The organism is Lachnospira hominis (ex Liu et al. 2021) (assembly GCF_014287955.1).
GTDB lineage: Bacteria > Bacillota > Clostridia > Lachnospirales > Lachnospiraceae > Lachnospira > Lachnospira hominis.
On the sequence record NZ_JACOPD010000007.1, the window covers coordinates 146,077 to 169,094 of the forward strand.

A 23,018-nucleotide genomic window follows, 5' to 3' on the forward strand; every position below is an offset into this window, starting at 1 on the left:
AATGGAGGACATAAGAAATTATGAAGGGCGAATTAAAGATGGATGTAAATGATTATCTCCCATTGAGGGATGTTGTTTTTAACACATTAAGACAGGCAATACTGCGTGGCGAGATGGAACCCGGTGAGAGACTGATGGAGATTCAGCTTGCACAGAAGCTCGGAGTAAGCAGAACACCTATAAGAGAAGCTATCCGTAAGCTTGAACTTGAGGGACTTGTTATTATGATTCCAAGAAAGGGTGCAGAAGTTGCCCATATAACTGAAAAAGATATGAGAGATGTTCTCGAAGTAAGATGTACACTTGAGGAGCTTGCAGTTGCACTCGCATGCAAAAATGTGACACCTGAGCGTATTATGGATCTGAGAGCTGCCAATAAGGTGTTTGAGTCTGCAATTGTTTCAAAAGATGTTGTAAATATTGTAGATGCCGATGTCCAGTTCCATGATACAATATATGCAATGACAGACAATGACAGGCTTATACAGATTATCAATAAGTTAAGGGAGCAGATGTACAGATACAGACTTGAGTATGTTAAGGATGCAAGAACACATTCAATTCTTATAAATGAACATAATGATATTATCCAGAAGCTTGCCGACAAGGATGTTGAGGGTGCAAAGATGTTTATGCGTCAGCATATACGTAATCAGGAAAAAGGTATTATCAGACTTTTAAATAAATAATTGTTTAGTCTGTGTCATTTTGGAAATAATCTCTATAGATTTATTAAAACACCGGCATTTTACCGGTTGAAAATATTAAGACGGAGGTTATTATGAAGAAAAAAGGACACAGACTATTTATTTTTATTGCTTGTATTATATTTGTGAGTTTATGTACAGCAGTTTTTACATACAGAGTTTCGGGCAATGAGAGCAGAAACAGAATACAGGAAGAACTTGCACAGGATATTATCAGATTTCATGTAAGGGCTAACAGTGACAGCGATGAGGACCAGAAAAGAAAGCTTGCCGTAAAAGATGCTGTTGTTGAGTATCTTTCGCCGCTTCTTGCTGAATCACAAAGCATTGATGAATCAAAGGAGATTCTATCAGAATCAATGGTTGATATTGAAAATATAGCACACGAAACGCTTATGGCACATGGTGGAGATAGCAAAGTAAATGTCTATTTTGAGGAGAGTTATTTTCCTATGAAAACGTATGCTGATGTAACATTTCCGCCGGGAGTATATGAGGCTTTACGTATAGACATAGGAGAGCATTGTGGGAAAAACTGGTGGTGTGTTCTCTATCCGCCGCTATGTTTTGTTGATTCGACATGTGGAGTGCTTCCGGATGATTCTAAGGAAAAATTAAAGAATATTTTGACAGATGATGAATATAATGCTATAACAAAGACTCAGTATGTTTACAGATTTAAGTATCTGAAATTTCTAAATGACTGGTTACAGGGAGGAAAATAAGTTAATTATGGATAAGAACGCACCAATCGGAGTATTTGATTCCGGTGTCGGCGGTCTGACGGTTGCAAGAGAGATTATGCGTCAGATTCCAAATGAGCGTATTGTTTATTTTGGTGATACGGCACGAGTGCCTTATGGAAGCAAATCAAAAGATAATATTATAAAGTTTTCAAGACAGATTATACGTTTTCTTCAGACAGAAAATGTTAAGGCGATAGTTATTGCATGTAATACAGCGAGTGCACTTGCACTTGATGAGATGCAGCAGGAGTTTGACCTTCCGATTCTTGGTGTTGTTAAGCCGGGAGCAAAGGTGGCAGTTGAGACTACTGCTAATAAAAGAATTGGTCTTATTGGAACGGAAGCAAATATAAGGAGTGGAGTGTATACAAGATACATAAAGTCACTTGATGATGAGGCAAAAGTGTTTGAAAAAGCATGTCCGTTATTTGTTCCGCTTGTTGAGGAAGGCTGGCTTCATGATGATATAACACTTCAGGTAGCCTCACGTTATCTGGAAGAATTAAAAGAAAAAGATATAGATACGCTTATTATGGGATGTACGCATTATCCGCTTATACGTTCTACAATACGGAAGGTTATGGGCGATAAAGTGAATCTTGTAAATCCGGCATATGAAACTGCTATTGAACTCAAAAATCTGCTTGAGAGAGATAATCTTGCAAATAAATGTGATGTTGACAGTCCATCAAGCATGTATAGATTCTATGTAAGCGATGCGGAAGAAAAGTTTAAGTTATTTGCTAATTCAATACTTCCATTTGATATTACAATGACGAAGCAGATTAATATTGAGAATTATTAGAGTGTTTATTTGTTGTGTATGATATGTAAAGAAGATGATTTTTAACTGAGGAAAACAGTATGGATGAAAGAGTATTTGTAAGTATAAAAGGACTTCATTTTGCGAGTGGCGTTCAGGATTCAGATTCTGACGGCAGTGAAGATGAAGAAGTTATTGAGACTGTCAATACCGGAAGATATAAGCGTTCCGGAGAAAATGAGTATATTAAGTATTCGGATATGATTGACGGTGAGGATAAGCCATGCAGCAATCTTATAAAGATTACGCCTGATGGCACGGTTGAGATTACTAAAAAAGGATATGTTACAACACATTTTTCTTTTGTTCCCGGGGAGCGAACAACAACATATTACGAGACACCATATGGCGGCATTTATCTTGGAATCAATTCAAAAAATATTGTCATTGAAAGAAGTGATGAAAGGATATATGCAGGGATTGAGTATACGCTTGAACTTAACCATGAAATAATTTCAGAATCAAGTGTTGAGATAGAGATAAGCTCAAAGAAGAATTTTAAGTTGGAGAATTAAAATTCAGGAATTTAAAATATAGAAACTTAAAAGCGTTCAGGCGGATAACTGCTGTTCCTGAACGCTTTTTATTAACCCTTTTTTGCAGGGCTTTACAGGTTGTATTTTAGTGAATATGAGGAGTTGAATAAGTATTTAAAAGCTCCTGCTTGCAATCGTATAATTTCTTTGATAAATCGACATGTACTTCCTGTGGATTTATAAGACGTTTTGATTCATCCCATAAAGTAGCAAGTTCATGTTTACAGTATTTCTGTATATCCATGACAGGTGGAGTTGTGTATACACATTCTCCATTTTTGAATACAGGAACGATAATTTCACGAAGAGTGTATTCACCCGGCTGAAGAAGCGTTTTTTTCCATGTCTCAATAGGGTCAAATAAAAGAAGAGGTTCGTTTTCATCGTATGTCTCGTCTGTAAGTGCAATAAGGTCTGCTTTTAACATTCCGTCAGTGTCGTAAACACGGTAAACTGTCTTATTTCCCGGATTAGTAATCTTTTCCGAATTCTCAGAAAGCTTAATCTTTGGAATAAACTTTCCATCATCTCCCATAACAGCGGCAAGCTTGTATACACCACCAAATGCAGGATTGTCTTTTGCTGTAATAAGGTTAGTTCCGACACCCCATGAAGTTATAGCGGCACCCTGTGTTTTTAATGAATCAATAAGGTATTCATCAAGGTCACTTGATGCAGATATAATAGCATCTTCAAAGCCGGCATCATCAAGCATTTTACGTGCTTTCTTAGAAAAATAAGCAAGGTCGCCTGAGTCAAGTCTGATACCATATCCTTTAAGTTCAATTCCTGCTTCACGCATTTCTTTAAATACGCGGATTGCATTAGGAACGCCTGAGCGTAGTGTATCATATGTGTCTACAAGAAGAATGCATGCATTCGGATAAAGGTCTGCATATGTCTTAAATGCTGTATATTCATCAGGAAAACTCATAATCCAGCTGTGAGCGTGGGTTCCTTTGACCGGAACGTCAAACATCTGACCTGTAAGAACATTACTTGTTCCAACACAACCGGCAATGACAGCAGCTCTTGCACCATATATTCCGGCATCAGGACCCTGGGCACGTCTCAGACCAAATTCCATTATTCCGTCGCCTTTTGCTGCATAGCATACTCTGGCAGCCTTAGTTGCGATAAGGCTCTGGTGATTAATTATATTAAGGATTGCAGTCTCTACAAGCTGTGCTTCAATGATAGGAGCAATTACTTTAACAATTGGTTCTCTTGGAAAAATAAGTGTTCCTTCGGGAATGGCATATATATCGCCTGTAAAGTGGAAGTTTTTTAAGTAATCAAGAAAATCATTATCAAAAAGATTAAGGCTGCTAAGGTAAGCAATATCATCATCGGTAAAATGAAGATTTTTAATATAATCGATTACCTGGTCAAGACCACATGCAATGGCATATCCGCCGCCGCAAGGGTTATTGCGGTGGAAAGCATCAAATATAACCGTACGGTTATTGCCTGTTTTGAAGTAACCCTGCATCATAGTAAGCTCGTATAAATCTGTTAATAATGTTAAATTACGCATAAAAGCTCCTTTCATATATTAAAAGATACCGCCGGCTGGCGATACCTTTTAATATTGCTTTGCGGTTTATTTATTTTATTTGTTACGTTTGAAAAATCCCTTTTTCTTTTTCTTTTCTTCAACGACAATCTTGCCGCCACGAACTGATTTGATGCCTGTGATGTAAATTCCGCTTACTTCAGCCTTGATTTCAGCTTTTACAGGAATCTGTTCAAATACTTTTGGGTCACACATAAGAGTCATGACTCTTGGTCCGATTTTTGCCTTGACAATAGGCATCTTTGAACCCCTTAAATACTTAGGCGTCTGGTCAAGAACCATCTTAGGAAGTCCGGCCTCTTTAAGCTTCATCTTCTTTTTGTCAATTACAAGCATTGACATAATCTGTTTTGCAGCGTCAATCTGCTCCTGCTGTGACTCCTGCTTTTTACGCAGCTTATTACCGACAATTATAAGTGCAATAAATACAACTAACAATATAACCAATATTGTTAATAATACAATACTCCATACTGGCATTGATTTTATCCTCCTGATAATTAATGAATTCTAATGTACAATATTGTAGCATATCCCTTATGGTTAAACAAGAGATTTATTCTTTTCGTATATCTGTAACATCAAGTCGTGAACTGTATCCGGCAGGGCTTTTCTTTCATCCCGGTCAAGTGCAGCTGTGTCAATCGGTGTACCAAACTCAAGAATGGTATGAGTTCTTTTGATTGATGGAAAATGAGCTTCCAGAACATTTTCAGTATTATTCTGAACCATAGGGATTATCTTGCAGTTGCTCTTGTCTGCAAGTTTGAAACTGCCGCCGTGGAAAGGCATAATTCCATCACCTTTGTTCCTGGTTCCTTCAGGGAATATTACAATAGAAATGCCATTATTAATCTGTTCTATACCGGAAAGAATAGTTTTAAGACCTTCTCTCGGATTGGAACGATCCATAAAAAGGCAGTGTAAATATTTCATCCATAATCTTATAAATGGAACTTTTTGCATCTCTTTTTTGGCAATAAAACCTGTAAGACGCGGCATGCGGCTGTAAGATACAACCGTGTCAAAAAACCCGCGGTGGTTGCCTATAAAAACAACAGGTTCGTCTTTTGGAATATTCTCAAGACCTATAACAGTTGTGCTTACCCCCGATAAAAATAAAATCACCTTAAACACAAACTGCACAAAACGAAGTGAGCTTATATCTTTTGCTTTTGGTGAAATCCTGCCTATAAGCCATTCAATTGGAAAAAGAATAAGGCTTAACACAAAAATGATGAGTAAAAATATACACACCAGAATTAATCGTATCATGTAAACAAAAATCCTTTCTTAGTTTATTTCAGATATGAAGAAAATCCGCTCGAATACTTAATAGTTCCGTCAGACATGACAAACATGGCTTCAATGCCGGACAGGCTTTCTATAAGTTCTAATCCTTTATCAGCACCAAGTGCAAAACATGTGGTGCTTAAACAGTCTCCCGTGACTGATGCATCAGATATGATTGTTACATCTGAAAGTCCGTTATCATACGGATATCCTGTGGATGGATTTAGAATATGATGATAAAGCTTGCCATCCTGATAAAAGTATCTTTCGTAGTTACCGGAAGATACGGCGGATTTATTATTAAGACGCAATGTTACAAGAGGTACTGAATCTTCAGAGAATGGTTTCTTTATTCCTATAAGGAAAGGATTATCTGAAGACTTTTCACCTACACATAATACATTGCCGCCAAGATTAATAATACCACGGTTTATGCTTTTTTCCAAAAGAAAATTGCGTATTTTATCTGCAATATAGCCTTTTGCTATGGCACCGAGGTCGATGACGGTCTTATCCGGCTTGTCTACAGTATATGTTCCGTCATTATTTTCCGTAAGTTTAAGCCTGGTATAATCTACATATGATAATGCATTCTGTATATCACTGTCATCAGGTACAGCCGGATTATCTGATGTGAAATCCCACAAAGATGATACGCTGCCGATTGTTATGTCAAATGCACCATCTGACATATCGGCATATTGGATGCCATATGATATCAGTTCTCCGAGTTCATGCGGCACAGTTGTAATCTGACCATCATTAAGCTTATACAGGGTACTGTCAGGGTTGGTTCTTGAAAACATCAGCTCATATGTGTCACATATTCGCAGAGCTTCGTTAAGAATCTCTTTAAGCTCTGAGGTTTTGTGACCTCCTGTTGTATATGCACTTACAGCAACATAAGTATTGAGCTTGTAACCTGTAACCTGTACAGGGTCGGAAAGTACAGTGTTCTGGCATCCGTTTAGTAAAAATGACAAAAATATTAAAATGCAGGCTGCTGATGACAAATGCCTTTTTGTGACTGATTTCATAAATTACTTCCTTTATAAAAATGAAAAAAATGTGAAACGCCTTTTATTTTGTCAATAAGTATGCTATAACAGTCTATGTTGTTAAAAATAGTTGACAACTATATGCGTTTGTGGTTATATTATAAATATATTTTATATATTTTGCAATACCTGAATGCAGAAATTTTTATTTTTTGAAAGGAACTTATTATGAAAAAGAAATTTATGAGTGTTATGCTTGCGGCAACACTTGTTGTTTCATTGGTGGGCTGTGGTAAGAAGAATAACAATAATACTGCAACAGATGCTGATGATACATCAAACAAAGCTATTACAGCAGAGGAATATAATGCAACAATTGCATCGAATGCAGCGGTTTATAAGAAGTACATTACACTTCCTGAGTATAAGGGAATTGCAGTGTCAGTTGATAAGTCGTCACTTACCGTATCGGATGATGATGTTGAGACTTACATAAGCAATATTTTATCTTCATATGCTACTTCAGAGCAGGTAACAGAAGGAACAACTGCAAGCGGTGATACTATATCACTTGATTACAGCGGTAAGCTTGACGGTGTTGCATTTTCAGGCGGAACAGCAACAGATGTATCATACACAATCGGTTCAGGCAAGTTCATAACAGACCTTGACCAGGGACTTGTGGGGCTTAATGTAGGTCAGGAATATGATATTCCATGTACATTCCCTAGTGATTACAGCAGTTCGGATCTTGCAGGAAAGAGCGTTATATTTACAGTAACAGTTCATTCTATTACAAAGAAGACAATTCCTGAACTTACAGATGAGTGGGTTGCTGCTAATGCAGAGAGCATGGGAATTGAAGGAACAACAGTTGAAGCTTTAAGAAAAGAGGCAAGAGAATATCTTGAGAATTCAGGAAAGAGCACATATGACAGCAATAAGTACAGTGCTGTTTACGAGGTAATAAAGAAAGATATAACAGTTAATGGATATCCACAGGCAGAGTTAGACAGCTTAAAGTCAATTCTTAAACAGAATATGGAAGCAGAATATAATCAGTATCAGTCATATTATTCAGCACAGGGTATCTCAGATTTTTCTTCATATCTCTCAAGTGTATACAATCTTTCTGATGATGCAGCATATGATGATTATGCTACACAGACAGCACAGGAATATCTTCTTGAGAAGATGGTTCTTACAATAATTGCAGCTGATAACGGAATTGATGTAAGTGCAGATGATATTAATGAAATCGGTGCTACATATGCAAGCTATTATGGTTATACAGATTATCAGGAGATTCTTGATACATATGGCAACGAGATGAATGCAGAACTCGGATACGAGAAGCTTAGCGAAAAGGTTCAGAGCTTCTTAAATGATAATTCAGTAGAACAGTAAAAATATAAACAAAAGAACGTTTGTTTTTGGGAAATCTTTGTGATTTTATCAGAGATTTCCCAAAATGTTTGTTATGGCGTTAAAGAACGGAGAGAGAAAAATGAATCAGTTTGTACCAAAGCTGTTTGACTGTATGAAGAGTTATACAAAAGAGCAGTTTGCAAAAGATGTTATTTCAGGAATTATTGTCGCTATTATAGCTCTTCCATTATCAATAGCACTTGCACTTGCATCGGGAGTGGGACCGGAGCAAGGCATATATACAGCGATATTTGCTGGATTTGTTATTTCGTTTTTAGGTGGAAGCAATGTCCAGATTGCCGGTCCAACAGCTGCATTTGCAACGATTGTTGCAGGAATTGTTGCAAGAAACGGAATGTCAGGTCTTGCGGCTGCAACGATTATGGCAGGTATACTCCTTATTATAATGGGCTTTTTAAAGCTTGGCAATCTGATAAGATTTATTCCTTATACAATCACAACAGGATTTACATTTGGTATTGCTGTGACCATTTTGGTAGGCCAGATAAAGGACTTTCTGGGGCTTACATTTACTAATTCACCTATAGATACAGTTGATAAGGTAAAAGAATGTATAAACTGTATCGGAACTTTTAATTATCAGGCACTTATAGTCGGTGTTGTTGCACTTGCTATTTTAATTATATTTCCTAAGATTACAGAAAAAATCCCACCATCACTTATTGCAGTGATTGTGACAATTGTGATGGTTAAGGTGTTAAAAATGGATGTAAAGACAATTGGTGATTTGTATACAATATCCAATAAACTTCCGTCTGTCAGCCTTCCGTCAATTAATTTTACTATGATAAGGGAACTTTTCCCTGATGCACTTACAATTGCGGTGCTTGCAGGTATCGAATCACTCTTATCATGTGTTGTTGCGGATGGTATGGTTGGAAGCAGACATAAGCCTAATATGGAGCTTGTTGCACAGGGAGCCGGCAATGTTGTATCGGCACTTTTCGGAGGTATACCGGCAACGGGTGCCATTGCAAGAACAGCGGCAAATATCAAGAGTGGTGGACGAACTCCGGTTGCAGGTATGGTCCATTCAGTCACACTTTTACTTATACTTGTTGTTCTTATGCCATATGCGGCATGGATTCCAATGCCGGCAATTGCGGCGATTCTTTTCATGGTTGCATACAATATGAGTGGATGGAGAGAATTTGTTTCACTTTGCAAGACATCTCCTAAGAGTGATATCCTTGTTCTTGTGACTACATTTGTCCTTACAGTGGTATTTGACCTTGTAGTTGCTATTGAGGTCGGTGTTGTTATGGCAGCACTTCTTTTCCTTATGAGAATGTCTAACGTAACTGAAGTTAAGAGCTGGAAGTATCTCGGAGAGGATATTAACGAGCACGATGACCCTGACAGCATAAGACTTAAAGTTGTTCCAAAGAATACGGTTGTGTATGAGATAATTGGACCAATGTTTTTTGCGGCAGCAGACAAATTTATGGAGATTTCGTTAGAACCCGGCGTAAAAGTTCTTATTATAAGAATGCGAGGTGTTCCGGCAATGGATGTTACGGCACTTAAATCATTGCAGAAGATACAGGCTGCATGTAAGAAGCGTAATATAACACTTCTTTTATCACATGTTCAGGAGCAGCCAAGACTTATGATGGAAAAGGCTGGATTTGCAGATGCTGTCGGACATGAGAATTTCTGTGCGAATATAGATGCGGCATTAGAGAGAGCAGCATCGCTGTAGGATAGCAGGAATAAAGAGAATATAACAATCTGATAAAATATTTTATAAAAATAACAGAGCGGCACTGGTTTGTAATCAGTGCTGCTCTGTTTATGTTAATGATGTTTGTTGATAATGAGCGGAAATATCAGAAGCTGTGACCGCCGCCACCGCCACCGCCGCCGCCTGACGAACCGCCACCGCCGGAAGATGAACTTCCACCGCCGGAAGATGAACCGCCGCTGCTGGAACTTGGTGGAGAATACACTCTTGTCTGGTTTATAAATTGAAATTGTGTACCATTAAAAGCCTGATGAACGAAAGCACCGCTGATAAGCTGTTTTGATTTTGGCTTTTTCTGCTTTGTGAGTAATCGTACAATTCCATAATTGGCAAACAAAGCAATTATAAGAGCCAGTAAAATATTACTTGTGTATTTCATCGGCTGGCGTATTTTTGAACCTTTCAAAAGAGCCAATTCCTGCTCAAATGCCTTACTTGCACAATTATAATATTCTTTTTTACTTGCGTAAGTGTAAATATTATCTGTTATTGTATCAGCGTAACTTTCTGTTATGGTTTTATAGATTTCTCCATTGCTGTGAATCCATATTTTTCTTTTCGCCATATCTATAAGAAAGACAGTTCCGCTGTTTTTCTGGAATATTTGTGCATAGTATGCATATGCGTAATCGTCTGTTGTGCTGTACGAATTAGTCAAAATACTCTTAAAGGCGACATTTCCGTACTGTGTTATATCTTTCATCAAATCTGCAAGCTGCGTTCTTTCATAATCGGTCAGCAGTGCGGCATCATCCTCAATACGCACAACATATCCGGTCTCTGGATTTGTATAATAAATATTTCCTGAGACAGAAGAATCATTGCTTTTAGTATCAGCAGAAGTTGTTGCTTCAGTATTAGGGGTGTTATCTGCTGCAGACGCATTTAAAGAGAATAAAAATACTGAAAAGAGCATTGTTAAGCAGAAAATACATGTATATACAACTTTGAAAAATCTGCTGTAAAGACTGCTGTTTTTAATCTGCATCATCATCACCTCCGTTATAATTGTCGAATTCGGGAAGTTTTCTTGTTGCAAGCATATTGTAATAATTAATAAGACTTATAAGTGAGAACACAACAGCAATCATGGCACCGATACATCCACCATAATAGAAAAGGTCTGATACAGGCTTTAATATCGAAATAACTGCTGCAATTATAATAGCTGCAAGTGACGGCAGTGAACCCGGTATAACAAATTTATTTTTCAGTGTCTTCAGAGTCTTTTCATGTGTACGGACAAGTACAATGCCAATAATAATCATTGCAATCCAGAATATTGGTCCGAAATTAAAAAGCAAAAGGCTGCTCATAAGGGCGGCAGTCATTGACATTACATTAAAAGTAATAAAAACAATAAAAAATGCAGTAAAAATGCTGAAAAATTTTGAATTATTAACTTTTTTAAAGGAGCGTTTCCGTTTATTTTTTACAGGCTGCTTATTGTCGAAGTTATCATTGCATATAGCATATTTTCCGATGTCATCAAGCCCTTCGTCACGCTTTTTGATTTCCTTTAATTCTATTCCGTAAAGAATCATAGAAATAAGTGCTATAAACGCAACAAGCGTTAATGTTGTAGTTGGGCGAAATGTAAAAAATATGTTCAAAAACAAAAATATAGGAATTGTAAGCAAAAGCGAACCGGTAATAAATTTTCCTATAGATACAGGTAAGTCTGCGGCAATTTTTCCGGTCTGGCCGTTTATTGTAGCATATGCAACTCTGTCTTTTTTTCTATATGACAAAAACCATACAGGAAACATTGCACAGTCGGTTTCCTCAATGTGAGAATCAAGGTGACTGGCTATCTGGCTGTCAGAGTCATCAAGATTATATCTGTGGGCTTCCTTTGAATCTGGAATTACAGAGTTTTTTATGTAATCAACAGATGCGTCTTCCGCTATTGATTTTGCATCATATTCATAAGTGTTTTTTGGCACATCCGCAGTATCGGCATAAAAACCACTCAGAAATGAAGGCGTGAATGTATTCATGTTTTTTGCATCAAAAGGAGCGATAGCCTGGCTTAAAGTGTCATCAAACGAAGATGAAGCATCAAATGACAGACCTTTATAAGATGAATTGTTATATCCGGAAAGCTCATAGTTGTCTGTATAAATATAGTCACCTTTGCGGTGGCTTCTTGAAAAACGGAATCCGCTCATGCCTTTCTGGGTTACATGATATACCCAGTAAGGCATATAAATTCCCCTGAAACCATCTATAAATTCCGGGTCTTTTAATTCTTTAGGTGCAAATATAGCATTTTTAACTCTTTTCTTGTAGGCTTCTTTACAATCCTGCTTAGTCATTTTGAACGGAATGATATATCCCGGACGCTTTTCTTTCGTAAGTCTGCCGGAAAGAATAGTTGATGCACCACAGTAAGAGCAAAAATTAGCAGCGGTATTTTCTGTACTTAAAATCCTGCCGCCGCATTGTGGACATGTAAACTCTGTCACATCAAAATATGTGTTTTCCTCTGCGTCAGTTTCTTTGGAAATATCATATGGGTCGAAGTATGAATTACAGTTTGCACAAGCCATTTTTTGTGAAGCGATATCAAACTTGATATTACCGCCACAGTTGGGACATTGATACATTATCTAATTCCTTTCTTTTAAATAAAAATTTAATATAAAATTTACTGAATATTTACAATAACATGATAGCAGATTTTACATAACCAATACAATAATATATTAAAATAAAATTTTTAATAATATATTTTCAGATAGGAGCAGATATGCCTTCAACATATGCACATTACAGATTTGGTGAGGATATAAAGCGTCAGCTTTATGGAAGAGAAAAATTGATAATAGAAAAATATCAGGATTTGTTTGAAATAGGACTGCATGGTCCGGATATTTTATTTTATTATAAGCCGCTTAAAGGAAACAAAATTAATGAGGTGGGATATAAGACACATGAAAAATCGGGCAGAGATTTTTTTGAACATGCTTTGAATATTATAAAAAGACAGGAAAAAAAGGAAAAATACATCGCATATATTTACGGTGTTATCTGTCATTTTGACTTGGATGTCGCATGTCATGGTTATATAGATGAAAAAATAGAGAAGAGCGGTATTTCGCATACAGAAATTGAAGTTGAATTTGACAGGGAACTTATGATTAATGAAGGACTTGACCCGGTAAGACATCACTTGACTAATCATATCCGGACTGATTATGAAAATGAAAGCGTTATTTCAAAATTTTATAAAGGTGTATCGGCAAAGGATGTACATAAAGCTTTGAAAAGCATGATTTATTATAACAATCTTTTATGTGCACCATCCGGGATAAAGCGTGCATTAATATATGGATTGCTGGGAATAAGCGGAAATTATAAAGAGATGCACGGTCTTATTGTTAATAAAAAGAAAAATCCCCAATGTGAAGATTCAACATTAAAACTTATGTCACTTTATCAGACTGCATTAAAAAGAGCAAAAAAGCATATAGTTGAATTTGATGAACAGCTTTGCGGTGAAAATAAAAAATTTGATGATATATATAATTATTCGTTTGGATCAAAATTTATAGAAAATGAGGTGTTACATGAAAAAAAGTAAGCTTTCGCCACTTGAGAGAAACTGGGTTTTGTATGATGTTGGCAATTCAGCATTTACACTTCTTGTATCAACGCTGTTGCCGATATATTTTAATTATATTGCCGGAAATGCAGGAATATCGTCTGTTGATTATCTTGCGTACTGGGGATATGCAGCTTCGATAGTTACAATAATAGTTGCATTTATGGGACCGGTTGTTGGTACTATGACAGATATAAAAGATTTCAGGAAGCCTATTTTTATGGCTTCAATTGCAATCGGAACAATAGGATGTATTGCTATGGGATTTGCAAAACAGTGGATTTTATTTCTTGCAATATATATGATTGCAAAAATCGGATATTCATGCAGTCTCATTTTTTATGATTCTATGCTTTCGGATGTAACAACAAATTCACGCATGGATATGGTTTCGGCACAAGGATTTGCATGGGGATACATAGGAAGCTGTGTTCCATTTGCTGGCTGTCTTGTTATTGTTTTATTTGCGGATAAAATAGGAATATCTCTTGAAACTGCGATGATAATTTCATTTATAATTATAGCAGTCTGGTGGGGATTTATGTCTATTCCACTCATAAAAACATATAAACAGAAGCATTATATTTTAAAAAGCAGAAATGCGGTTTCTGACAGTTTTTCAAGAATTGGAAAGACATTTGCAAATATAAAAAAGCAGAAAAAAATAATGTTTTTTATTATTGCTTTTTTCTTCTATATAGATGGTGTGTATACAATTATTGATATGGCTACGGCATATGGTTCAGCACTTGGACTCAACAGTACAACACTTCTGCTGGCACTGCTTGTAACACAAATAATAGCATTTCCGTGTGCTATTATATTTGGAAGACTTTCAGAAAAAATTGAAACATCAAAACTTATACTGGTTTGCATTGTTGCATATTTCGGCATTGCGGTATTTGCGGTATTTTTAAGAAATCAGATACAGTTCTGGATTTTGGCGATGCTTGTTGGCATGTTCCAGGGAGGAATTCAGGCACTGTCACGTTCATTTTTTACTAAAATAATTCCGCAGAATCAGTCAGGTGAGTATTTTGGAATACTTGATATTTGCGGAAAAGGAGCTTCATTTGTTGGAACAACTGTTGTTGGTGCCGCTTCACAGATTACAGGTAATATTAATATAGGAGTTGGCATGATTTCAATTATGTTTATTCTTGGAATAGTTTTCTTTAGTATTTGTGTCCGCACGCCGCTTGATGATATTGCAACAGATGAGAAAAAAGACTGCGGGCAGACACAAATTAAAACAAATGACAAAGTTGTAGAACGATTAAATACAATTTAGCTTATTTTTCATATGATACAAGAATTCCATGTTTTTCAGCATAATAGCTGCATAGACCACCTGTAGGAATTATTTTGATATTTACAGTCGGGAACTGCTGGCGGAGCTGTTCGGCAACATAATCTGCAGATTCGTTATTAAAACAGTGGCTTATTACTACTTTACCGCCGTTATAGCCATCATTTAACATGCTTTTAATAAGACGGTCATAGATATTGTTGCGTCCGCGGCATTTGTGTACAATGTCAATTGTGCCTTCTTTTGAGGCACCAGCCAGCAGCTTAATGCCAAGTTTGCCGATGATATTACCTATAATTTTATTAACTCTTCCGTTTTTTACAAGGTTTTCAATTGATTCAAGGACGAATAAAAGTCCTATATGTTTGTGGTATTCTGTGATTCGTGTGCATATTTCTTCATATGAAAGATTTTCATCAATATATTCAGCGAGTTTTAAAGCGAGTATTGCAAGCCCTGAACCAGCCATTTTGCTGTCTATCGCAAAAATCTTTTTATCAGGATGGTCTTCCAGATACATATCTTTGGCAGATATCAGACTTTGCCAGCTGCCTGAAAGTTTTGAAGAAATTGTTATTGCAAATATAATATCAGCCTGTTCAAATGCATCAATCCAGCTTTGCGGGCTTGGTGCTGCACTTCCTGTTGCTTCTGTGCTTTCCTGCATTTCGTTCATAAAATTTTCTATATCAAGATTTTCATCATCAATAAATTCCCTGTTTCCGATTCTCAAAGAGAGTGGAGCCTGAAGGTAAATTGTGTTATTATGTGAAGAAGGCAGTGATTTTAAATCACAGCTTGAATCAGTAACAATTGCATATTTCATAAAAAATCTCCGTTCTGCCATTTTTGTGTATTAACATATTTTTTACGGCATAAAAATAAGATGTGGTTTTTAAAACTATATTATATTGTATTATATAACGTGATGTGATACAATTTACAAATAAAGGAAATATGTAAATAAGAGTATTGATTTAACTGTTAAATTAATGTTATTTAATCATGCGGAGGTGGAAATTTGCGTAAGATTGTCGGAGAAAAGAAAAAGACCCAAAGAAATCGTTTTACGAGAATGTGTATGGGAGACGCACTTGTAAATATTATGCAGCAGAAAGCATATGACAAGATATCAGTTTCTGATATAGTTAAAAAAGCCGGAGTGTCAAGGATGACATATTACAATTATTATGGAACGAAAGATGAACTGGTTAAAGATTATATAGAAGAAATAACATCGCTATATTTTGAGGAAGAAAAAAATAATTTAAAAGAAAAAAATAATATAATGGATTATGTGCATATACTTTTTTTAATTAAATTTTTTGACAGGTATGGTAAATTTTTTGTAACTCTTGCAGATGCAGGGATGTATTCATTTATTATTGATGCTGCCAATATTATTATGGAAAAGGAATATAAAGATAATTATAGTACAAGCGATGATGCGGATTTTCTGAAGAAAAAAACATATGAATTATATTTTTATTCAGGTGCAATGGTCAACGTTTTTTTACATTGGCAGAAAAACGGTAAAAACATCACACCTGAAGAACTTGCCGGTATAATCACAGATTATCGTCGGATAAGCTGACTGTACCAGCGAAATGAATCTTTTGGAATACGTCTGCCTGTTGCATAATCAATGTATACAAGCCCAAATCGTTCATTGTATCCACTGTGCCATTCAAAATTGTCAGTAAATGACCAATGGAAATATCCGATTACATCGGTTCCGGCATCAATGGCTTTTGAAAGTTCATTAATATATCTTGTTAGATAATCAATTCTGTCGGCATCATGTACTTTGCCGTCAAGGAAAATGTGGTCGTTGCAGGAAAATCCGTTTTCGGTTATTATAATTGGAAGTTTGTAACGTTCGTACATGAAAACAGGTCCCCAGCAAAGAACTTCCGGTGTTACAGGCCATTTCAATGCAGTTCTTGCAAATCCAATTCCGTGCTTTACAATTCCATCAGAGCTGACTTCGTGCCCGTTATATATGTTGAGCCCAAGAAAATCAAGTGGTGGGTTGAGTGTTTCAACATCATCCCATGAACGGTTGTATTCACATGTTTTTCCTAGTATTACTGCGTCACAAAAAATCTGGTGGCAGAACAGGAAGTCTTCTTTATTGGTTGAAAAAGTGAGCTTTTTAGCCATTTCAATATCTTCTTTGGAACCGGTCGAAGGATAGCACAGATTGCCTGTGCTTGAAAAACCGATTTTTATTTTTCTTTTTGCACATTTTCTCATGGCACGGACGGCAGCTGCATGTGCTTTTGCAAGTGAATGAAGAATTTCAAGAACTGTGTCGTCCGGGAGAGTAAGCCCGGGAGCATGCTGGCCTGTTGAATATCCCATGCGTGTTATTATCTGTGGCTCATTAATAGTGGAAAAGTATTCAACACGATCTGAAAAATGTTTACAAATCAATTCGGCATATTTTACAAAAGCATTTATTGTGCGTTCTGAAAGCCATCCTCCGTCATCTTCAAGAGTCTGTGGCAAATCCCAGTGAAAAAGTGTTATATGTGGTGTTATGCCATTTTTAAGGCAGCAGTTTACTAGATTGTCGTAGAATTGCAACCCGTTCGCATTAGGAATTTCGTCATCGCCTTCAGGAAAAATCCTTGTCCATGATATTGAAAATCTGTATGCACTTATGCCAAGTTCAGTCATAAGTTTAATGTCATCCTCATATTTGTCATAATGGTCACAGGCGATGTCACCGGTTTCGTTATCATTGATTTTTCCGGGTGTGTGGCAGAAGGTGTCCCATATAGAAACACCTTTGCCGTCGCGGTTATATGCACCCTCAATCTGATAGGCACTTGTTGCAGTGCCCCATATAAAATCTTTTGGAAAATTCATATTGTATCCTCGATTCTTTCTGAATTGTATAAGTTTTTTTATAAAACAGCTGTTACATCATATTTTTTGATATTTTCATCATATGGAATAATATTTCCTTCAACAGATTTTCCGTTGACGATAAGTGATTTCAGGCCTTTTTGTGAACCGGAAGAGTTGTCAATGTGGATATTATATTCGGCACCACGGAAGGTCCTCTTTACGCTGAATTCTTTCATGTAATCCGGTATGCATGGGTCTATGCACAGACCATCAAATTCAGGCCGTATTCCAAGAATGTACTGTGAAATGTTGGTGAATGTCCATGCTGCTGTCCCTGTGAGCCAGCTGTTTTTTGCTTCTCCGAAATGAGCAGCATCAATGCCGGCTATCATCTGTGAGTATACATAACTTTCAGTCTTGTGAAGATCACTTACATCCTGGAGATATGCCGGGCAGATTTTCTTGTATACATCAAAAGCACGGTTGCCATGTCCGACAACAGTTTCCGCAATTGAAATCCAGGGGTTGTTGTGACAGAAAATTCCTGCATTTTCTTTGTAACCTTCCGGATAAGAAGTTATTTCACCAAGCTCAGGATGATAAGATGTATAAGCAGGCTGTAAAAGAACAATGCCATATTTTGTGTCAAGTTTTTCTTCGACTGAACGGAGTGCTCTGACTGCAAGACCATTATCGGTTCCTATTCCTGCCATAACACAGAAACCTTGTGGTTCAATGAAAATCTGACCTTCTTTACATTCATGGGAGCCAACTTTTTCTCCTGCGGCATCATATGCACGTAAAAACCATTCTCCGTCCCAGCCTGATTCGGTAACAGCTTTAATCATGTCATTTACATGATTGCATACAGCATCGGCTTCGTCATCAAGACCGAGATGTCTGCATATTGCTTCGTAATCCCTTCCATATTTAACATACATTCCGGCTATAAATACTGATTCTGCTACAGGTCCTTCTGATGGTCCGGTAGTTTGGAATGATTCGCCCGGAACAGTTGAAAAACAGTTGAGGTTCAGACAGTCGTTCCAGTCGGCACGCCCGATAAGCGGCAGGTTGTGAGGACCAAGATGTGTCGTTGTGAAATTAAATGAACGACGCAGATGTTCCATTAAAGGTGCTGTATTTTCTTTGTTACAGTCAAAAGGCGTCATTTCGTCGAGTATAGAATAGTCACCTGTTTCTTTGAGGTATGCGGCAGTTCCGGCTATGAGCCAGAGCGGGTCGTCATTGAATCCGCTTCCGATATCGGAATTGCCCTGTTTTGTGAGCGGCTGGTATTGGTGATATGCACTTCCGTTTTCAAATTGTGTTGAGGCAATATCAAGAATACGCTGCCTTGCAGCATCAGGAATAAGATGCACAAATCCGAGCAGATCCTGGCATGAATCACGAAATCCCATGCCGCGGCCTGTTCCTGACTCATAATATGAAGCGGAACGTGACATATTGAATGTAACCATGCACTGATACTGGTTCCAGATGTTAACCATACGGCATAATTTGTCATCGGAAGTTTCAAGCGTATATTTTGAAAGAAGATTGTTCCAGTGTTCTTTCAACCGGTTAAATGCATTATCAAAAGCTTCATCAGTCATATATGTGTCAATCATTGCTTTAGCACGTTGTTTGTTTATTTTTTGAGGTGCTTCCCATTTTTCATCATCAGGATTTTCTATATAACCTAACATGTAAATAAAATGACATTTTTCATTAGGTTTAAGTGTTATGTCTTTTCTGAAAGATGCAACAGGGTTCCATCCGCTTGCTTTTGAATTATGTGATGTTTTTGCAGCGACTGCATCAGGCATCTGAGGGCTTCCATACGTTCCAAGGAAACTGTCACGGTCAGTATCAAAACCGTCACAAGATGAATTCATTGCACATAAAGCGTAGTGATTGCGGCGTTCGCGGTACTCGGTCTTATGATAAATACATGAATTTGCTTTGTAAGGTTCAATCTCAACTTCTCCGGTGCTGTATGTACGCTGGAAATTGTTCATATCATCAACGGCATTCCAGAGACAGAATTCAATATATGAATAAACTGAAAATGTCTTAGATTTATCGGAAGTATTATTAAGACTTAAACGTGTAAGCTCACAGTTTGCTCCAATTGGAACAAATGATGTAACATGTGCTTCAATGCCATTTTTGCTGCCTTTGTATGTTGTATATCCAAGACCATGACGACATTCGTAGCTGTCAAGTTCAGTCTGTACAGGCTGCCATCCCGGATTCCAGATGCATCCGTTATCGTTAATATAAAAATAGTGACCGTTAGAATCAAGCGGAGCATTGTTATAGCGGTATCTTGTAAGCCTTAAAAGCTTTGCGTCTTTATAAAATGCATATCCGCCGCCTGTGTTGCTTATAAGTCTGAAAAAACTTTCACATCCAAGGTAATTAATCCATGGAAGAGGAGTTCTGGGAGTTGTTATAACATATTCTTTATTATCATCATCAAAATATCCCAAATTCATATAAACCTCGTTTCTGCATATTTTATTCATATGCAAGCTGTATTAGATATTACGAAAACGATTAAGGAACAAAAATCAGTAAAACACAGGAGAAATTAAGATAAAACCTGTATATTATATAATATGATTGTCCTAATTAAAAAATTAAGAATATATTTATCTGATTTGAGTATATTTTAATGAAAATGAAAAAGCAATGTTTAATGATAAAAAACAGAAAAATAGTCATATTGCACAAAAATGTATATACAAAATTTGTCATAACTATAAAAAAATAAAAAACAGTTGCATTAAAATAGATGTCGTGCTATAGTGAACTTACGAAAACGATTAAGTAATAACAACAAGCACAGGTAAAGGGGTAAGATACGATGGTTTCTATGAGAGATATTGCAGAAAAATGCAGCGTGTCAGTTGCGACAGTAAGCAAGGCACTTAATAATCATAGTGACATCAGTGAAGAGACCAGAAAGAAGATACGTCAGACTGCAAGTGATATGGGTTATTATCCTAACTCAGCAGCCAGAGCATTGAAAACTAACCGTTCATATAACATTGGCGTGTTAATGAACGATAGAGCACACAGTGGTCTGACACATGAATATTTTTCAGCGGTGCTGGAGGGTGTTAAGGTCGAATCCGAAAGTCGTGGATATGATATTACATTTATCAATACCCATAACAGAAAGATGACATACTATGAACATTGCAAATATCGCAATCTTGACGGTGTTGTTATTGCCTGCGCGGATTTTGAAGAACCTGAAGTACAGGAAGTTGTCAATGGTGCTATTCCCTCAGTGACTATTGATTACATATTTAACAACTGTACTTCCGTCAGCTCAGATAATGTAAAGGGGATGAGAGAACTTGTACAGTATGTATATAAGATGGGACATCGTAAGATTGCTTATATACATGGTGAGAGTAATTCAGAAGTAACAAAAGAAAGACTTGCATCATTTTATATGACACTTGAAGAACTGGATGTAGATGTTCCGGATGAATATGTTAAGTCATCTGAATATTTGAATGCGGTTAAAGCAGAGAAGCTTACAAATGAACTTCTTAATATGACGGATGCACCGACATGTATTTTTTATCCTGATGATTTATCTTATTCGGGAGGGTTTAATGCTATAAAAAGCAGAGGCTTAAAAGTGCCGGATGATATTTCAATGGTAGGTTATGACGGCATTAAGCTTTCACAGATATTGAATCCAAAGCTTACGACAGTAGAACAGCAATCAAGAAAGATAGGAATGCTTGCTGCGAGAGAGCTTATAACATGTGTTGAGAATCCCAAGACTGCATTGGTTAAAAGAGTTGTCGTTGATGGCAGATTACTGGAAGGAGAGACAGTAAAAGACATCAGACAAAAGTAAACAGATGTGATGCAACAGGCAAAGAAACAAAGGGTTATGTATTGGTTAAGTTTTAGAGGAGGTTTGATTATGATGAAAAGAAAATTAACAAGTCTGTTTCTTGCAACAGCAATGGTAATGACAACGCTTGCCGGATGCGGTAATTCCGGTGGAAAGCCAGCTGCAAAGGTAGATACAAGTGAAGCAGCACAGGGAAAGGTTCTTAATATTTATTGCTGGAATCAGGAATTTCAGGAAAGATTTGAATACTTTAAAAAATCAGGAAAATTACCTTCAGATGTAAAGGTTAATTTCGTTGTTACACCAAATGAGAATAATGCTTATCAGAATGCACTTGATGCAGCACTGTTAAAGCAGAAAGATGCACCGGCAGATGAAAAGGTTGATATTTTCCTTGTAGAAGCCGATTACGCATTAAAATATGTAGACAGTGATTATACACTTGATGTTGTAAATGATATTGGTCTTACAAAAGATGACCTTGCTGACCAGTATCAGTATACAAAGGATATCGTAACTGATTCAAAGGGTGTCCAGAAAGGTACAACATGGCAGGCAACACCTGGACTTTTCGCTTACAGACGTTCTATTGCAAAGGATGTATTAGGAACTGATAATCCGGATAAGGTTCAGGAAGCACTTTCATCATGGGATAAGTTTAATTCTGTTGCTGAAAAGGCAGCTGCCAAAGGTTATAAGATGCTTTCAGGTTATGATGATGCATACAGGGTATTTTCTAACAACGTATCAGCACCTTGGGTTGATTCAAATAACAAGATTGTAATTGATGACAATATTATGAAGTGGGTTGACCAGACAAAGCTTTTCACAGAGAAAGGATATAATAACAAGTCATCTCTCTGGGATAATGTATGGGCAGCAGACCAGGGTCCTAAAGGTAAGGTATTTGGTTTCTTCTATTCAACATGGGGCATTAACTTCACACTTCTTGGTAACTCACTTGCAACTCCTGTAAAGGAAGGCGGTAAGGAAGAAGTTGGTAATGGTATCTATGGTGATTATGCAGTATGCCAGGGACCACAGAGTTATTACTGGGGTGGTACATGGATCTGTGCAGCAGCAGGAACAGATAATCCAAACCTCATTAAAGAGATTATGAAGACACTTACATGTGATAAGAGTACAGAAGTTCAGATAACAAAAGATACACAGGATTACACAAACACAATTTCAGGTATGAATGAACTTGCTTCAAGTGATTTCAAGTCAGCATTCCTTGGCGGACAGAATCATATTAAACTGTTTGCACAGGCTGCACCTAAGATTAACATGAAGAATATTTCAGCTTATGACCAGGGTCTTAACGAAGAATTCCAGAAAGCTATGAAGGATTACTTCGATGGAAATGTAACTAAGGATAAAGCACTTGATAACTTCTACAAAGCAGCTATTGAGAAATATCCAAACTTGTCACACTAATAAATATATGTAATTAAGTGATGGAAGCACGTCGGGGAATCAATAATT

At 36.9% G+C, this 23,018-nt stretch carries 20 protein-coding genes; 11 read left to right on the top strand and 9 right to left on the bottom strand.

What is annotated here, in order from left to right:
- Window positions 1-20: 20 nt before the first annotated feature.
- The 4 genes from H8S01_RS10690 (at window position 21) to H8S01_RS10705 (ending at window position 2,791) form a co-directional block, all read left to right on the top strand.
- Entirely contained in the window at window positions 21-689 is a 669-nt protein-coding gene (locus H8S01_RS10690) for a GntR family transcriptional regulator (RefSeq protein WP_021866192.1), read from the top strand.
- 92 nt (window positions 690-781) lie between these two features.
- Window positions 782-1,432, top strand: coding sequence for a stage II sporulation protein R (gene spoIIR, locus H8S01_RS10695; RefSeq protein ID WP_186837187.1), 651 nt, complete (start codon window positions 782-784; stop codon window positions 1,430-1,432).
- A gap of 7 nt (window positions 1,433-1,439) precedes the next feature.
- Window positions 1,440-2,258 carry a glutamate racemase gene (gene murI / locus H8S01_RS10700; RefSeq protein ID WP_021866194.1) on the top strand — a complete coding sequence of 273 codons (819 nt, stop codon included), beginning with the start codon at window positions 1,440-1,442 and terminating at the stop codon, window positions 2,256-2,258.
- Between the two features lie 59 nt (window positions 2,259-2,317).
- A complete protein-coding gene (locus H8S01_RS10705; RefSeq protein ID WP_186837189.1) occupies window positions 2,318-2,791 on the top strand; it encodes a DUF1934 domain-containing protein in 474 nt (157 codons plus the stop codon).
- Between the two features lie 106 nt (window positions 2,792-2,897).
- On the opposite strand, the gene H8S01_RS10710 is transcribed toward H8S01_RS10705, so the two are convergent.
- From H8S01_RS10710 to H8S01_RS10725, 4 genes are all read right to left on the bottom strand, one after another.
- Entirely contained in the window at window positions 2,898-4,349 is a 1,452-nt protein-coding gene (locus H8S01_RS10710; RefSeq protein ID WP_186837190.1) for a nicotinate phosphoribosyltransferase, read from the bottom strand.
- Window positions 4,350-4,424: 75 nt separating this feature from the next.
- Window positions 4,425-4,868 (bottom strand): hypothetical protein, encoded by a 444-nt coding sequence (locus H8S01_RS10715; RefSeq protein ID WP_021866197.1) that lies wholly within the window; start codon window positions 4,866-4,868, stop codon window positions 4,425-4,427.
- A gap of 63 nt (window positions 4,869-4,931) precedes the next feature.
- Window positions 4,932-5,663, bottom strand: coding sequence for a lysophospholipid acyltransferase family protein (locus H8S01_RS10720; protein WP_186837191.1), 732 nt, complete (start codon window positions 5,661-5,663; stop codon window positions 4,932-4,934).
- 23 nt (window positions 5,664-5,686) lie between these two features.
- Window positions 5,687-6,718, bottom strand: a complete 1,032-nt coding sequence (locus H8S01_RS10725; protein WP_186837192.1) for an FAD:protein FMN transferase — start codon at window positions 6,716-6,718, stop codon at window positions 5,687-5,689.
- A gap of 189 nt (window positions 6,719-6,907) precedes the next feature.
- Here H8S01_RS10725 and tig point away from each other — a divergent pair, with 189 nt between their 5' ends.
- Window positions 6,908-8,086 carry a trigger factor gene (gene tig / locus H8S01_RS10730; protein ID WP_021866200.1) on the top strand — a complete coding sequence of 393 codons (1,179 nt, stop codon included), beginning with the start codon at window positions 6,908-6,910 and terminating at the stop codon, window positions 8,084-8,086.
- A 100-nt stretch (window positions 8,087-8,186) separates the two neighbouring features.
- Window positions 8,187-9,830: a SulP family inorganic anion transporter gene (locus tag H8S01_RS10735; RefSeq protein ID WP_186837193.1), complete on the top strand. Its 1,644-nt coding sequence runs from the start codon at window positions 8,187-8,189 to the stop codon at window positions 9,828-9,830.
- A gap of 127 nt (window positions 9,831-9,957) precedes the next feature.
- Here H8S01_RS10735 and H8S01_RS10740 read toward each other — a convergent pair whose 3' ends face one another.
- Window positions 9,958-10,863, bottom strand: coding sequence for a TPM domain-containing protein (locus H8S01_RS10740; protein ID WP_186837194.1), 906 nt, complete (start codon window positions 10,861-10,863; stop codon window positions 9,958-9,960).
- Window positions 10,850-12,481: a hypothetical protein gene (locus H8S01_RS10745; RefSeq protein ID WP_021866203.1), complete on the bottom strand. Its 1,632-nt coding sequence runs from the start codon at window positions 12,479-12,481 to the stop codon at window positions 10,850-10,852. The genes H8S01_RS10740 and H8S01_RS10745 overlap by 14 nt, the downstream gene beginning before the upstream one ends.
- 143 nt (window positions 12,482-12,624) lie before the next feature.
- Between H8S01_RS10745 and H8S01_RS10750 the strand changes: the two genes are divergently transcribed.
- Entirely contained in the window at window positions 12,625-13,458 is an 834-nt protein-coding gene (locus H8S01_RS10750) for a zinc dependent phospholipase C family protein (protein ID WP_186837195.1), read from the top strand.
- Window positions 13,445-14,770 (top strand): MFS transporter, encoded by a 1,326-nt coding sequence (locus H8S01_RS10755; protein WP_186837196.1) that lies wholly within the window; start codon window positions 13,445-13,447, stop codon window positions 14,768-14,770. The genes H8S01_RS10750 and H8S01_RS10755 overlap by 14 nt, the downstream gene beginning before the upstream one ends.
- Before the next feature lies 1 nt (window position 14,771).
- Here the strand turns inward: H8S01_RS10755 and H8S01_RS10760 are convergent, their stop codons facing one another.
- Window positions 14,772-15,614: a DegV family protein gene (locus H8S01_RS10760; RefSeq protein WP_186837197.1), complete on the bottom strand. Its 843-nt coding sequence runs from the start codon at window positions 15,612-15,614 to the stop codon at window positions 14,772-14,774.
- Between the two features lie 195 nt (window positions 15,615-15,809).
- Here H8S01_RS10760 and H8S01_RS10765 point away from each other — a divergent pair, with 195 nt between their 5' ends.
- Complete coding sequence (locus H8S01_RS10765; protein ID WP_186837198.1) at window positions 15,810-16,382, top strand: TetR/AcrR family transcriptional regulator; 573 nt, start codon at window positions 15,810-15,812, stop codon at window positions 16,380-16,382.
- Here the strand turns inward: H8S01_RS10765 and H8S01_RS10770 are convergent.
- Together H8S01_RS10770 and H8S01_RS10775 are read right to left on the bottom strand one after the other, a co-directional pair.
- The gene (locus H8S01_RS10770; RefSeq protein ID WP_186837199.1) at window positions 16,364-17,662 is read right to left on the bottom strand and encodes a GH1 family beta-glucosidase; all 1,299 of its coding nucleotides are present in this window, start codon (window positions 17,660-17,662) and stop codon (window positions 16,364-16,366) included. The genes H8S01_RS10765 and H8S01_RS10770 overlap by 19 nt on opposite strands.
- 38 nt (window positions 17,663-17,700) lie before the next feature.
- A complete protein-coding gene (locus tag H8S01_RS10775) occupies window positions 17,701-20,145 on the bottom strand; it encodes a GH36-type glycosyl hydrolase domain-containing protein (protein WP_186837200.1) in 2,445 nt (814 codons plus the stop codon).
- Between the two features lie 371 nt (window positions 20,146-20,516).
- Between H8S01_RS10775 and H8S01_RS10780 the strand changes: the two genes are divergently transcribed.
- Complete coding sequence (locus H8S01_RS10780; protein WP_186837201.1) at window positions 20,517-21,530, top strand: LacI family DNA-binding transcriptional regulator; 1,014 nt, start codon at window positions 20,517-20,519, stop codon at window positions 21,528-21,530.
- Window positions 21,531-21,602: 72 nt separating this feature from the next.
- The gene (locus tag H8S01_RS10785; protein ID WP_186837224.1) at window positions 21,603-22,970 is read left to right on the top strand and encodes a carbohydrate ABC transporter substrate-binding protein; all 1,368 of its coding nucleotides are present in this window, start codon (window positions 21,603-21,605) and stop codon (window positions 22,968-22,970) included.
- Window positions 22,971-23,018 lie beyond the last annotated feature (48 nt).